The sequence below is a fragment of the Halomonas eurihalina genome (genome assembly GCF_008274785.1).
GTDB classification, from domain to species: Bacteria; Pseudomonadota; Gammaproteobacteria; order Pseudomonadales; family Halomonadaceae; genus Halomonas; species Halomonas eurihalina.
This window is the reverse complement of record NZ_VTPU01000004.1, coordinates 1-13,914: the sequence shown is the minus strand read 5'-3', so window position 1 is coordinate 13,914 and position 13,914 is coordinate 1. Positions and strand designations below refer to the sequence as shown.

The 13,914-nt window shown below is 55.0% G+C and carries 14 protein-coding genes, 3 tRNA genes and 1 pseudogene; 6 read left to right on the top strand and 12 right to left on the bottom strand.

All coding sequences use genetic code 11. The features are described 5' to 3' along the window. Positions 1–6: 6 nt before the first annotated feature. Positions 7–993, top strand: coding sequence for an alpha/beta hydrolase (locus tag FZZ93_RS05235; RefSeq protein WP_149321280.1), 987 nt, complete (start codon positions 7–9; stop codon positions 991–993). Positions 994–1,060: 67 nt separating this feature from the next. After that, positions 1,061–1,960 (top strand): SDR family oxidoreductase, encoded by a 900-nt coding sequence (locus FZZ93_RS05230; RefSeq protein ID WP_149321279.1) that lies wholly within the window; start codon positions 1,061–1,063, stop codon positions 1,958–1,960. A gap of 60 nt (positions 1,961–2,020) precedes the next feature. Here the strand turns inward: FZZ93_RS05230 and FZZ93_RS05225 are convergent, their stop codons facing one another. Together FZZ93_RS05225 and FZZ93_RS05220 are read right to left on the bottom strand one after the other, a co-directional pair. Next, positions 2,021–2,215, bottom strand: coding sequence for a glycine zipper domain-containing protein (locus FZZ93_RS05225; RefSeq protein WP_149321278.1), 195 nt, complete (start codon positions 2,213–2,215; stop codon positions 2,021–2,023). Continuing rightward, positions 2,208–2,345 carry a lysozyme inhibitor LprI family protein gene (locus tag FZZ93_RS05220; protein WP_149321277.1) on the bottom strand — a complete coding sequence of 46 codons (138 nt, stop codon included), beginning with the start codon at positions 2,343–2,345 and terminating at the stop codon, positions 2,208–2,210. The genes FZZ93_RS05225 and FZZ93_RS05220 overlap by 8 nt, the downstream gene beginning before the upstream one ends. 482 nt (positions 2,346–2,827) lie before the next feature. On the opposite strand from FZZ93_RS05220, the gene FZZ93_RS05210 reads away from it, so the two are divergent. The 3 genes and pseudogenes from FZZ93_RS05210 to FZZ93_RS18760 all read left to right on the top strand — a co-directional run. Next, on the top strand, positions 2,828–3,538 hold the full coding sequence (locus FZZ93_RS05210; protein ID WP_149321481.1) for a GntR family transcriptional regulator: 711 nt from the start codon (positions 2,828–2,830) through the stop codon (positions 3,536–3,538). Positions 3,539–3,967: 429 nt separating this feature from the next. Then, positions 3,968–5,389 carry a sugar porter family MFS transporter gene (locus FZZ93_RS05205; protein ID WP_149321276.1) on the top strand — a complete coding sequence of 474 codons (1,422 nt, stop codon included), beginning with the start codon at positions 3,968–3,970 and terminating at the stop codon, positions 5,387–5,389. Between the two features lie 422 nt (positions 5,390–5,811). Further along, positions 5,812–6,022: pseudogene (locus FZZ93_RS18760) on the top strand (IS3 family transposase); the annotation flags it as partial. Between the two features lie 192 nt (positions 6,023–6,214). On the opposite strand, the gene FZZ93_RS05200 reads toward FZZ93_RS18760, so the two are convergent. Both FZZ93_RS05200 and FZZ93_RS05195 read right to left on the bottom strand, forming a co-directional pair. Next, positions 6,215–7,228 (bottom strand): hypothetical protein, encoded by a 1,014-nt coding sequence (locus FZZ93_RS05200; protein WP_149321275.1) that lies wholly within the window; start codon positions 7,226–7,228, stop codon positions 6,215–6,217. A gap of 109 nt (positions 7,229–7,337) precedes the next feature. Next, on the bottom strand, positions 7,338–8,114 hold the full coding sequence (locus tag FZZ93_RS05195) for an SDR family NAD(P)-dependent oxidoreductase (protein WP_149321274.1): 777 nt from the start codon (positions 8,112–8,114) through the stop codon (positions 7,338–7,340). Between the two features lie 660 nt (positions 8,115–8,774). On the opposite strand from FZZ93_RS05195, the gene FZZ93_RS05190 reads away from it, so the two are divergent. Then, a complete protein-coding gene (locus tag FZZ93_RS05190; protein WP_149321273.1) occupies positions 8,775–9,242 on the top strand; it encodes a cupin domain-containing protein in 468 nt (155 codons plus the stop codon). 206 nt (positions 9,243–9,448) lie between these two features. Here the strand turns inward: FZZ93_RS05190 and FZZ93_RS05185 are convergent. The 8 genes from FZZ93_RS05185 to FZZ93_RS05150 form a co-directional block, all read right to left on the bottom strand. Continuing rightward, a tRNA-Ser gene (locus tag FZZ93_RS05185) sits at positions 9,449–9,536 on the bottom strand. Between the two features lie 137 nt (positions 9,537–9,673). Beyond that, positions 9,674–10,189 carry a YiiD C-terminal domain-containing protein gene (locus FZZ93_RS05180; RefSeq protein ID WP_149321272.1) on the bottom strand — a complete coding sequence of 172 codons (516 nt, stop codon included), beginning with the start codon at positions 10,187–10,189 and terminating at the stop codon, positions 9,674–9,676. Further along, positions 10,186–10,746: a nitroreductase family protein gene (locus FZZ93_RS05175; protein ID WP_149321271.1), complete on the bottom strand. Its 561-nt coding sequence runs from the start codon at positions 10,744–10,746 to the stop codon at positions 10,186–10,188. Before FZZ93_RS05175 ends, FZZ93_RS05180 begins: the two co-directional genes overlap by 4 nt. Positions 10,747–10,837: 91 nt before the next feature. Next, a complete protein-coding gene (gene queF, locus FZZ93_RS05170) occupies positions 10,838–11,671 on the bottom strand; it encodes an NADPH-dependent 7-cyano-7-deazaguanine reductase QueF (protein ID WP_149321270.1) in 834 nt (277 codons plus the stop codon). Then, positions 11,671–12,444, bottom strand: coding sequence for an ABC transporter permease (locus tag FZZ93_RS05165; protein WP_149321269.1), 774 nt, complete (start codon positions 12,442–12,444; stop codon positions 11,671–11,673). Before FZZ93_RS05165 ends, queF begins: the two co-directional genes overlap by 1 nt. Continuing rightward, entirely contained in the window at positions 12,441–13,397 is a 957-nt protein-coding gene (locus FZZ93_RS05160) for an ABC transporter ATP-binding protein (protein WP_149321268.1), read from the bottom strand. The genes FZZ93_RS05165 and FZZ93_RS05160 overlap by 4 nt, the downstream gene beginning before the upstream one ends. A 282-nt stretch (positions 13,398–13,679) precedes the next feature. Beyond that, positions 13,680–13,754, bottom strand: a tRNA-Gly gene (locus FZZ93_RS05155). Positions 13,755–13,781: 27 nt separating this feature from the next. After that, positions 13,782–13,857 (bottom strand) — tRNA-Glu (locus FZZ93_RS05150). Positions 13,858–13,914 lie beyond the last annotated feature (57 nt).

The window sequence follows — 13,914 nt, the reverse complement described above, 5'->3', positions numbered from 1 at the left end:
GGTCCCATGAAAATTGCCGCAGTTATATTGCTGCTGATCAGCATCGGCTCACTGGTTGCTGTCGCCATGGCGCTCATCTTCGGCGGCCCGTCCCGACCGGCGGCCATGCAGGATATCAACGCCCCGTTCAGGACCGTCGACTATCGCGACCTGCCAAAACTCAGCCACTATCCGGCACGCGATGGCAGCCGGCTCGCCTACCGCCGTTATCCACCGACCTCAGGCACAGCCAAGGGAAGCGTCGTGCTGCTCCACGGTTCCGCCGGCAACAGTTCTACCCTGCACTCGCTGGCCAAGGCCCATGCCGAGGCCGGCTTCATGACCTATGCACTGGATGTGCGTGGCCACGGCGCCTCGGGCACCAAAGGCGACATCGCCTACGTCGGACAGCTCGAAGACGATCTGGAAGATTTCCTCGCGGCCATCGACCCAGCCCAACCGCGCACCCTGGTCGGCTTCTCCTCCGGCGGCGGCTTTGCGCTGCGCATCGCCGGCAGTCAGCGTCAGCAGCTATTTGACCACTACCTGCTGCTGGCGCCTTTCGTCAGTCAGAAAGCCCCCACACATCGCCCTGACAACGGCGGCTGGACGAGTGTCGGCCTGCCCCGTTACATCACGCTCGCCCTGCTCAACCGACTTGGCATCGACGCCTTCAACCACCTGCCCGTGCTGCACTACGCCCTCAACGATGACGCCGCCTCCTCGCTGACGCCCGTTTATTCATTCAATCTCGCGCAGAACTACCGCCCCAAGCCCGATTATCGCGCCACCCTGAAAGCGACCAATTGCCCCATGCGGGTACTGGTCGGCCAGGATGATCAGATCTTTCATGCCGAGCAATTCGAGCCGGTGTTTCAAGAGGCTGGCCGCGACGTACCCGTCCGGCGCCTGACCGGCATCGACCACATCGGCCTCATCCTCGACACTGGCGCCATCGAGGCCATCGTCGCCGAGACGCAGGCACTCAATACTGGTGACAGCTGCCAACACTGAGCACAACGCCAGCCTTGCTTTGATATGCCATTGCCGAGCCTGCTTGCGAACCATATCGTGCACAGGCATGGCACTCGCCCGACAGAGCCGCAAGGAGACGCGCAACGTGGAAGCTTCGACGAACTCAGCCCGCAGCCTGCTGATCACCGGCTGCTCGAGCGGCATCGGCCATACCGCGGCCCATGCCATGGCGGCACGTGGCTGGCGGGTCTTCGCCACCGCCAGGAAGGACAACGATGTCGCACGGCTCGAAGAGGAAGGCCTCGAGGCATTACGACTGGATCTCGCCGACAGCGCCTCGATCGAGACCGCGGTAGCGGAAGTGAGCCAGCGCACCGGCGGCGCGCTGACGGCGCTTTTCAACAACGGCGCCTACGGCCAGCCCGGCGCGGTGGAAGACCTGACCCGCGACGTGCTCCGGACACAGCTGGAGACTAACCTGCTCGGCACCCACGAGCTGACCACCCGCGTGTTGCCGATGATGCGCGCCCAGGGCCACGGCCGTATCGTGCACAACAGCTCGGTGCTGGGTTTCGCCGCCTTGCCCTATCGTGGCGCCTACGTGTGTTCCAAGTTCGCCCTCGAAGGCCTGGCCGACACCCTGCGCCAGGAGCTTACGGGCAGTGGTATCCACGTCAGCCTGATCCAGCCCGGCCCGATCACCAGCCGCTTCCGCGAGAACGCCCACCGCGCCTTCAAGGCGAATATCGACACCGCCCACAGCGCCCATGCCGACACCTACGAGAAAGTGGAAGCCCGGCTGGCCAATCCAGACGGTAAGACACCTTTCGCGCTTGGTCCCGACGCCGTGGTGAAAAAGCTCATCCACGCCCTGGAACACCCGCGCCCCAAGCCCCGTTACGCGGTAACGCTACCCACTCATCTGTTCGCCGCGCTCAAGCGAGTGCTCTGTACCCGAGGCATGGACCGCGTACTACTGCGCTCGACGAAAAGCGAGCGGGAGTGAGCGACAATCCCCAAGCCTTGCTGCGGAGTACGGCACCTGCCCGATAAACGTGCCAACCATTCACTTATCTTTCCTGTTGTTATCCATCACCGCGCCAATAACGATCCCTACGCCTATACCGATCGACAGGCCAATGGCGAGATTATCCATCGCGATGCCCAGCGCAGCGCCTAGACCGACCCCGACGGCAATACCAACTCCCATGTGGGATTTGGGTTTAGGCGCTTTATCATCATCGTCGTTATCGTCACTCATCGCTCACCTCAAGCTCATCCGCACGCTCGGCGGTCTCGCGCAGCATGCATTGATTGGCGGCAACTCGTGCCAGGGTGCCACCCGCCGTCGCATAGAACCGGCAATTGGCATCCCGATACTCGAGCCACATCCAGCCCTTCCAGCGTGACCTCCAGCAGAATATGCCCGGACTCGCCCATCAACTTCCAGGCACTGCGCAGGATGAGTGCCGCTGGCTGTCGCGTCCCTATGGGCGCCATGATCATGTTGATGAGACATCAGCCTTCCTCTGTCAGAGGATACCACCCACCCCCCCTTCCGGCTGCGAGCCGACCGACGCCACTGCACCGGCAAACGCCGATGGAAGGCTACGCTGAGGTACTTAAGAAATTCGTCGGTGGGCCAAGCACCATTCAATAGCGTTGCGTCTGGAACTTGAGACCGCCCTCTACTGGCTGCTAACAGAGGATAATTTCTATAGGCGATTCGATCATCCGGGGCTCTATAACCAAGCAGAAAACATGTATACCAAAGTCTACAGAGAAAGAGGTTTTCCTTTGCCTAACCAACTGCCATACTAGTTGCATCAGTTAAGCAAATTAGACTAATACTATACTGCTCAACATGGACTATATGGACACAACGCTACAAAATCTTTGGAAAGAAACAACAGCCACTGATCCTGTCAGTCAGCGACTCTATCAGGTTCTACGTGAAGCAATCATCCGCATGATACTGTTGCCTGGAACAATGTTATCAGAGAAGGAGATCGCTGAAACATTTGCAGTAAGTCGTCAGCCGGTTAGAGAGGCTTTGGTCCGGCTGTCTGAGCTAGGGCTTATTGAAGTACGACCACAACGTGGAACCTTTGTACTCAAGATTTCTAAAAAAATGGTTCTAGAGGCACGATTCGTGCGAGAAGCAATTGAGATGGCAGTTGTTAAATTGGCTGCGTCCAAGGGGTTAGCTCCAAAAACACTAGATAATTTGCATGAGTTACTAGAATGTCAGCAACGCTGTCTTACTACAGGTGACAGTGATCGCTTTTATCGTCTTGATGAAGACTTTCATCACACCTTAGCTCTTGGAGTTCATCAACAGTCAGCTTGGAAAGTCGTTAAGGGGGTGCGTGCTCAATTCGATCGAGTGCGGTACCTAAGCATTCCTGATAGTTCTCCTACCCACAAGCTGTATGAGCAGCATGTGGAAATACTGACTGCCATCGAGCGAAAAGATGAGCAAGGCGCTAGTCAGGCGATGCAGTCCCATCTACGGGAAGTACTCATTTCTTTGCCCGAGCTGATGGAACGAAAACCTAATATGTTTGAAGACGAACCTATTTAACACATTGCAGGAGACGTTATATGGAAATTGAACATACCCATACAATCACAACCTCTCCAAAGACAAATTTCTTAACATTCAAGCTATCTACATGCGAAGGAATTTACAGCATAGTGGATGCAACTTTCAATGGCCGACATATGACCTCATATTTAATTGCCTCCCCTTATCAGATAGGAGATATCTAACACTCCTTACATAATGAGCTTATTGGCACGAGCCTTACCGCCAATAGTCCTGAAGATAAAATGCCTTGGCATTGGTTCCCCTCTTTCCTTGAGTATTCCTGAATCGCTCGAACAAGGGAATGATTCTTAGTAGTTCTGTATCTCACATCGTTGCACATCTTTTCACGAATAGATAGGTGCTGCCTGCGTCGGTATGTAATGTGTCTACAGAAAACGACATTAATGACTTGGAGATCTTAAAATGACTAGTGGATTGCGGGTCGATTCAGAAAAAAGAAAACGCCAGTACTATGTCCTATTTATATGCTGTGTATCTGCTATTGGTGGTTTTTTGTTTGGATTCGACAGCGGGGTTATAAATGGGACTGTAGACGGATTACAGGCTGCGTTTAACTCGGAAAGTGCCGGAACCGGATTTAACGTTGCATCAATGTTATTAGGCTGTGCTATTGGTGCATACTTTTCTGCACGTTTGGCAGATCGTTTCGGACGGAAAACATTGCTAATCGTCTCAGCAATTCTTTTTATAGGCAGCGCCTGGGGATCAGGTATTGCCGATGGATCATTAGAGTTTATTTTTTATCGAATCATAGGGGGGCTTGCTGTAGGTGGAGCTAGTGTCATAACACCGGCCTATATTAGTGAAGTTTCTCCAGCAGAGTACCGCGGGCGATTGGCTACGATTCAGCAGATAGCAATTATATTTGGATTATTCATCGCCTTCTTGAGTAATTATATGTTAGCCAAAATTGCGGGGGCTTCCACATCTAATCTTTGGTTCGGGATCGAAGCTTGGCGTTGGATGTTTTGGGTCGAGGTGATACCAGCCATCATATTCTTGATTTCTCTGATAGGAATCCCCGAAAGTCCACGCTTCTTAATTAGCCGAGGGAGATTTGATAAAGCTTTGGATGTATTTACATCCCTATTAGGTGAGGCTGAAGGCAAGGAAAAGGTAAACAGTGTCAAGATTTCTTTGAAGAGTGACAAGACAATAAAAATAAGTGATATTGTTAACTCTTCATCTGGCCGTATTCATGGAATCATATGGATTGGCATCGGACTAGCGACACTTCAGCAACTGATAGGTATCAACGTGGTTTTTTACTACGGCGCTGTACTGTGGCAAGCGGTGGGGTTTTCAGAATCTGATGCACTTCTAATTAATGTAATTAGTGGAGCTGTAAGTATCGGTTCTTGCCTCATCGCCATCTCCCTTATTGATCGTATAGGGCGTAAACCTCTATTGTGCGGCGGGTCTATTGGGATGGCTCTGATGTTGTGCATAGTAGCATATACCTTCTCTCAAGGTACAAATGTGGATGGGAAATTCAGTTTACCAGACGACATGGGTATTATGGCCTTGCTGGCAGCCAACATATATGTAATGCTATTCAATTTAACTTGGGGTCCAGTTCTCTGGGTGATGCTGGGAGAGATGTTTCCCAACCAATTACGTGGTCCTGGCCTTGCTGTTTCAGGGATATCACTATGGCTGACCAATTTCGTGATCGTCATGACATTTCCTATTATGCTGTCGGGTATTGGGCTTGCTGGTGCATATATGATTTATGCTTTCTTTGCAATAGTTTCTTTGTTTTTCGTCATGAGAACGGTAAAAGAGACAAAGGGGAAAGAGCTTGAAGAAATGTCTTATACTTAATCACATCAACCAGACTGCTTGGTGATTTTTTACCACAACTTATAATATGTAAGGCCCCGGATGATCATATCGCCTATAGAAGTTATTCTCTGTTAGCCGCCAGAGAGCTCCTTCAGCAATTCATCCGGGAGCAGGTTCATAGAAATCAAGCTGCATAAACAGGTGACCACGCCACCGAAATCCGTACTGAGATACAGGCACCGACCGTAGGCCAGGTGAGCCACACAGCGCGCTCGGAACAGCCGATATGATGTACTATGCCCATAAGTTGTGGAACATCGCTGGCGTCGTTGCCTTATCATAAGAAAGTCCTCTCGACTTAACATGGCGCTCTCCTTATAGGCTTTACCAGCAACAAGGACAGGCCATGCGGGTCGAGGGCAACCTGTTTTGATGATTTACGGGCTTATAGCTCCGGTGTCGATACGGCAAGCATGTATTGCTCGACCCTGTACCAATCGTGCTGATTCGCCACGACCTCCAGTGCAGCATGAGTGCCAAGGCAACTGCTACGACAACGCCTGTGCTGAGAGCTTTTTCACAGCCTCAAGGTCGGGGCAACCCATGCTAGGATTCAAGACACGAGAGGCCATGCGGCGGAAGGTACTCGAGTACATGGAATTGGACGACAACTGACAGCACCGGCACAGTGCAATCGGGATAATTAAATTAGAGGACTTCGAGGCCCGAATGATTACTTAGGACGGTGACCACAAGTGTTGGCGAGATCAGAATTTCATGAGACACCTACCCACTACTTCCCGTGACCATACACCTAGTATAAGGCTTGAAGGTGTCTACGAAACCCCGGACGATTTATAGTGATCATAGAGAGGTTACGGAAATGTAGAGACCAGCAGTCCAAGGGTAGCCAGCCTTAAGCCTTATTCCGGTTGGAATTCCTTTTAAAGCAAGAGGTGTACTTGTATCCGAGAATGCTGGTCCCAAATCGAAGGGAGCACAAACCGGCTCCATACCCAAGCCCCGGAAGCGGGCATTCCAAGGATAGGAAGCACGTCCACGGTTCGAGATCCAGAGCATGAGTGAAGGAAGCGCTGCCTCATCCCAGTTAAGGGTCACTGCATAGCCCTCGTCGTAGTTTTCAAGACGAACCTGACCTTCCGTGCCAGTCACAAGAATCAGATCTTCTGTCTCAAGTTCCCATGGAAGGCAGGTGGGATCAAACCTTCCCCCCCCAGTCCCTTGCAACTCTATAAGAGGACGATCACGTTGATCGGCCGCTAAAGCAGCCTTACCTGGCTCGACCTCGACAGGGAAAGTCCAAGCCCGAGAGTTTTTTGATAGAACTATTTTTGCTCTTCCAGGAATACTTGGCAGACGCATAACCGGATGAAAGCCCATTGGAATAGTTGCATCTAATCGTGGATAGCAACGTACTTCACTATAGACACTCGGACTATTTTGGCAACAGGTAATTGTTCGTTCCAAACATTTAACAGGATGATCTTCAGGGTAATTAATTGACAATACCACTTTATCAACACTGCGCTCCTTTAAGCTCCAATTTGAATTCGCACCATATCCGTGAGAATCTCGATGCCAATTGGGATCAGGCCTGCGAGATGCCTCCCAGTCAGGCGGCAATTCACCTTGAGCATCAGCACTTCCAAAAGGAAAACAAGGCCATTCGCCACGTAGATAACGAATTATATTTGAAACATTACTTAGCTGTTCAGCAGGATCATTAAGCCAAGGAGCCACGACAAATGGAGAAACCTTCTTATTTCCTAAAATGAAATTCCGGGGGACAGCCATGCCCCCCTCTAAATATATTTCAGCTTCACATAAAGCGCTTGAAGCGATGATCGACTCACTCACTAAAACCCCCGCCACCACCATTGAACGGTGAAACACAAACAATCAAAACAGACAAGGCATGTAGCGAATAAAAGTTGCATAAAATGTATAAATTTAAATGCCAGTTAACTCAGTTATTTTTATCCTTTTTTGGAGATCCACCTATCAAGGATAACATTCCTCCATCAACACGCACCATTTCTCCGGTCACGAAGGAAGCACTATCTGAAAGAAGAAAGGAGATAACCGAAGAAACTTCTTCTGGTTGTGCACGTCGTCCTAAAGGATGCATTCTATCAATAGACTCTGAAAGGATCTCAGGGTTCGGGTCAAGAGAGATGGCATTTCGTAGCATCGGTGTGTCAACAGAGCCCGGAGCCACTCCGTTAACTCTAACTCCCCGTTCCGCCTCATCTACAGCCATTGCAGAAACAAGTCCTGCGAGGCCGTGCTTGGAAACCACATAGGCCAGGGCCCCCTGTTGAGCAGCAAAGCTTTGTACAGAGGCAGTCAAAACGATCGCACCTTTAGATTTACGTAGTTCTGGAATAGTTGCTTTTGAAATCAAAAAAGCTCCTGTGAGATTGACATTAATCACTTCATCCCAAAGCCTACGCTCAGTATCAACAATATCGCCGTAGCGCTGTATCCCAGCGTTATGTGATAGGCCATCAAGGCGACCAAATCGGTCTACGGCTTTCGCAACCACCCGCTCACATGCAGCAAAATCTGTGACTGAACCCACCTCGGTCACGACCTCACATTCAAGCCCTCTTGCTGTAGATTCAAGTGCATCCGAATCAAGATCCATTAGCACAAGGTTTGCCCCTGATGCAGCTAAGGATCTAGCCGTCGCTTGGCCGACACCGTTTGCCGCTCCCGTAACGATATAGGTTTTTTTGATCAACTTAACAAGCTCCCGATAAGAAGGTAGTCATCCGCAACGGATGACTACCATACTAGTCACATCAATGGATCTGTCAATACATTTTACAACCAATGGATGAGAGGAAAACGTGATCTGTCAGACAGCCACAGGGAGCTTTACGCCCCCTAGCCCGAAATTTTTATCAGCAGCAGGGCAAGGTATTTCATCATGTCGGCTCGATGATAAACTGGAAGACCTTTTATTAGATGGAAAACCACTAAAATGGGAAAACTCGACTTTTCTAACTACGGGCAACAATAGAAGCATATCGTCTACATTGTTTCCAACTTCAAAATAATCGCCGAGATCATAACCCTTTCATATGATTAAAAGACTGGAAAAATGATTTTTATTACTGCTGATCCCTGATAGTGAAAAATCTGTTCAGCCTGCCGCGATAGCATTACACCCGAACGAACGCCGAGTCGACCGACACCATGGCAGCGGTTCAACCACCCGACATTACCGATCAGTTGGAAGCTTTGACGAGGCGAGCCCCATCTCCCCCAATGGGGAAATGCCCGGAATCAAGGGGCTTAACAGCGTGGGCTGATGCCGGTAGAAGATTCCACGACGCTTTCCTACCCTTCCCTATGACCATGACAGCCATTACACAACGAAATCGGCCTGGAGGAATGCATGAACAAAGGTCCTACACCTCTCGCCCTCCACCCTGAGCACCTGGAGCCACACATAGGGTCATCCTATCCGGAGCCTTGGGGCTCAGCTTGCGGCGCCCGCGAGAAACGTGCCCTTGGCGACCCGCTAGGGCTCACCGCATTCGGGGCCAACCTGGTTCGATTGCCACCGGGCGTGCCCTCTTCCCAACGCCACTGGCACACCCACGAGGATGAATTCGTCTACGTACTGGAAGGCGAGCTGACCCTCATCACTGAGGCTGGTGAACTAGTGCTGACACCAGGCATGGTTGCTGCCTTTCCCGCCGGCAAGGCAGATGGCCACCACATGGTGAACAAGAGCAACGCCTGGGCGGCCTACCTCGAGGTTGGTAGCCGTCCGCCCGAAGATGAAGTCCACTATCCGGACATCGACCTTTTCCTGCCAGCGAAGGGTGGCTTCTGCCACAAGAACGGAGAGCCATACTGATCTCTCCAGTCGTTATCATGGCATCGGCTGAACCTCCCAGAGAGGGAGCAGCTTGGCAGCTTTCGGCATAAGACAGACCCAGCAACAGAACCCACGAAACGGTTCTTGGATGATGGTAGGTGTAGCCGAATGAAATACGGGAAACCGGCAATGGCGGGCCTCAGACACGAAAAAGCCGCCTCGATGGGCGGCTTGATCTGCTGTTCTGGCGGAGGGGGAGGGATTCGAACCCTCGAAGCCTTTCGACTTACACACTTTCCAGGCGTGCTCCTTCGACCACTCGGACACCCCTCCGCATTGTCATTCTCGAATTCGGCACTGCGGCGCGACGCCCGAGAATTGCGCCCTCTTTCTCTCAAGGACGGCGCGTATACTAGCGACTTAAGTCCGCGAATGCAAGCCGGTTTTCGGATTGTCGGGCGACGCCGGCGTCAGGCATGCCGCTCGGGTAGCACGGCGTAGTCGCCCTGGGCCTCGAGGCAAAGAGTGTCGTCACACCAGAGCCGCTGGACGAGGGCGATGCGTCCCTTGCCCCGGCGTTCCATGCGCTCGGCAAGGCGTACGCTGGCCTCCTCGGCCTGGGGCGTACAGGTCAGCCGATAGTCGCCGGTCACCGGGGCAAGAAAGCGTTGCTGCGATTCGGCCACGACCACGTCACGGTCGTAACCGTGGCGACGCAGCCAGAGCGTGGCCCAGCACCAGCCCAACAGAGTGGTCTGGGCCGCCAGGGCGCCGCCGAAGCCGGTGCCCTTGTCGTTCAGGCTGGGCGCCAGTGCCAGCTGCCAGGTCAGGGCGTCGCCATCACGCGCCATGTTCTGGATACCCAGCCGGCCCGCCAGCGGTATCGCCTGGCAGAGCCAGTCGAGGAAGGCCGCGGGGGCGTCCTCCCCACCCTGCTCGGGCAGCGGCAGGCGCGGATGGGCGATGCCGATGCTGCGTTCGATCACGACCAGCGCTCCACGAAGTCGGCAGGATCGTGTTCGGGCAGGGAGCGATGCCTGCCACCCAGTTGGCCCAGGTAGATGAAGCCGACCAACTCGTCCTGTTCATCGAGGCCAAGGCCCTTGCGCACGGTGGGGTCGAAAGCGTATCGCCCGGTGCGCCACATGACGCCGAGCCCCTGGGCGTGAGCCGCCAGTAGCAGGCCATGAGCGGCGCAGCCGGCGGAGAGTACCTGCTCCACGCGCGGCACCTTGGGTTCGTCCGGCATGACGCGAGCGATCACGGCGATGATCATCGGCGCGCGCAGCGGTTTCTTGCGTGCGGCGTTCAAGGCCGCGTCATCGATATGCGGGTCTTCGTGGAACTCGGCCTCGGCAAACAGCTCACCGAGCCGTTCAAGCCCGGCGCCGGAGAACTCCACGAAGCGCCAGGGTCGCAGCTCCTTGTGATCCGGGGCGCGCAAGGCGGCCCGATACAAGGCGTCTAGTTGCTCGGCCGAGGGCGCCGGCCCCGTCAGCTTGCCCATGGAGCCACGTTCGTGCAGCAGCGTCATTGCATCCATCGCGCATTCCTTACGTAATCGAAAAAGCAGCCAGCAACGAGAAGAGCTCTCGACACTTTACCAGTTCGACTCGGCTCTTGTGTGCGCTCGATTACTGCCGGGCCAGACGCAACGGCGATGGCGGCCGCTCGCCCGGTGTAGCGCGCCAGGGGCTGATATCGAGACCACCGCGGCGCACATAGCGTGCCAGCACCAGCAAGCGCTCAGGCCTGGCCCTCGCCATCAGGTCGGTGAAGATATGCTCGACGCAGTGCTCATGGAAGTCCTGGTGCTGGCGATAGCCGACCAGATAACGCAGCAGCCCCTCGCGATCCAGCTTCGGGCCCCGATAGCGAATCATCACGCTGCCCCAGTCAGGCTGGCCGGTCACCGGGCAGTTGGACTTGAGCAGGTGCGAGTGCAGGGTCTCCTCGACGATCGCCTCTCCCACCGTCAGATGCTCGGCGCTGGGGGTATAGTCGGAAATCTCGATATCCTGCTCGTCGATACTCTCTCCAGGCAGAGCGCGTGGTGTCAGCGCCGGGTCATCCACACCGAAGACCTCGACCCCGACCGGGGCGCCGGCCGCTTCGGCAAGATCGCGTTCCAGAAGCTGGATCACATCGCCGGTCGCGTCGAAGCGGCTCTGGTTGAAGCTGTTGAGATAGAGCTTCCAGGACTTGGACTCGATCAACCGCGGCGAACTCGCCGGCAAACGAAAGCGCGCCACGGCGACGATCGGCTTGCCCCTGGCATTGAGCCACGATAGCTCAAAGGCATGCCACTCATCCTCGCCATCGAACGGCAAGGCCCTCTCTTCAATGCCCAGCGGCGCACGATTGACGGCGCGCTCGATGGGATAGAGCAAACCGGCGTCGTAGTGCTCGGGATAAGCGGACTCGCGCCCCAGGGGCGCATCGACCAGGGAGTCGGGACGGTCGTTCATCAGCTGCGGATCCCCTTGCCATTCTCCAGCATCCACAACGCCACGGCGAACAGCGCCACGATGAAGCCAAGGATGGCGGCCAGCGCCCAGCCCACCGGAATGTCGGAAACGCCAAGAAAGCCGTAACGGAAGACGTTGACCATGTAGAGGATGGGGTTGAGCATCGAGGCGCCCTGCCAGAAGGCCGGCAGCAGCGAGATCGAGTAGAACACCCCGCCGAGGTAGGTCAATGGCGTCAGCACGAAGGTCGGCACGATGGAGATGTCATCGAACTTCTTGCCCAGCAGCGCATTGATGAAGCCCCCCGTGGCGAACAGAGCTGCAGTGAGCACCACCACGCCGACGGTCAGCAACGGATGTGCCACCTCGAGGCGAGTGAAGAACAGCGACACGACAGTGACGATGATGCCGACACCGAGTCCCCGCGCCATGCCGCCCAGGATGAAGCCCGCGAGGATCACCCAGTTGGGCATCGGCGAGACCATCATCTCCTCCACGCTGCGCTGGAACTTGTTGGAGAAGAAGCTCGAGGCCACATTGGAGTAGCTGTTGGTGATCACCGACATCATGATCAGGCCCGGGACGATGAAGTCCATGTAGGAATAGCCATCCATCTCGCCGATGCGCGAGCCGATCAAGTTGCCGAAGATGATGAAGTACATCGCCATGGTGATCGACGGCGGCAACAGCGTCTGCGGCCAGATCCGCGTGAATCGCTTGATCTCCTTGATCACCAGGGTCCATAGCGCGATGGCGGTCTGTGTGGCATTCATCCGCGTACCTCCGTGTCCTGGTCAGTGGCGTCCTGGCCTTCCTCCACCATGGAGACGAACATCTCCTCCAGTCGGTTGGCCCGGTTGCGCATCGACATCACCTCGATGCCCTGCTCCCCCAGCGCCTCGAAGACGTCATTGAGTCGCTGGCCGCGATGCACCATCACCGAGAGCTGGGCCTCGTCCACCTGACGGACCTCGAAGCCCTCGACATGCGGCGCCTGCTCGACCGGATGGGCCAGATCGAACAGGAAGGTTTCGGTATTCAGCTCGGCGAGCAGATCACGCACGCTGGTGTCGCGGACGATACGCCCATGGTTGATGATGCCGACATGGCGGCATAGGCTCTCGGCTTCTTCCAGATAGTGGGTGGTCAGGATGATGGTCGTCCCCTCCACCTCATTGATATACCGCATGTATTCCCACATGTTGCGCCGCAACTCGATGTCCACGCCGGCCGTCGGCTCATCGAGGATCAACAGCCTGGGGCGGTGCATCAAGGCACGAGCGATCATCAGGCGTCGCTTCATGCCGCCGGACAGCATGCGAGCGCTGCCGTTGCGCTTGTCCCACAGGCCCAGGTCACGCAACAGTTGTTCAGCCCGGGGCAACGCCTCGCGCCGTGGCATCCCGTAGTACCCCGCCTGGGCCAGGATGATGTCGATAACCTTCTCGAACTGATTGAAGTTGAATTCCTGGGGCACCACGCCGAGGTGATACTTGGCACGCGCAAAGTCGGTATCGATGTCGATGCCGAAGATCGACACCTTGCCATCGGTCTTCTGCACCAGCGAGCAGACCACCCCCAGGGTGGTCGACTTGCCTGCGCCATTGGGGCCCAGCAGGGCATAGAAATCCCCTTGGGCAACGTCGAGGTCGATGCCCTTGAGGGCCTGGAATCCATTGCCGTAGACCTTGGTCAGGCCACGGATGGACAGCGCCGGTTCGGCCATGAGCGATCCTTCGAAGCTGGGTGGATGTCACCGAAGCCCGATGACATGGGGGCATGTCATCATCGATTCAAGTAGCCCGCAAACAATACCGGTTGCATGAAACAGATCGCACCGCGGCGGAAAGCGGATGACGACGGTGACGCGCATCAGGTTTGACGATGGGATACCGAAGAAGAAAACGTGAACGCCGCAGCAGGAACGATTCGATCAAACCAGCCTACCAGATCGTGTCTCGAGCCCTGGCACCGCTTGATTCGACGAACTACTGAAACAATAAAAAAATGGAGCGGGAAACGAGATTCGAACTCGCGACCCTCGCCTTGGCAAGGCGATGCTCTACCACTGAGCTATTCCCGCGCATTGTGGTGTATCGACGTTGCGAGATGGCGTCCCATAGGGGGTTCGAACCCCTGTTACCGCCGTGAAAGGGCGGTGTCCTGGACCACTAGACGAATGGGACGCATTGGAGCGGGAAACGAGATTCGAACTCGCGACCCTCGCCTTGGCAAGGCGATGC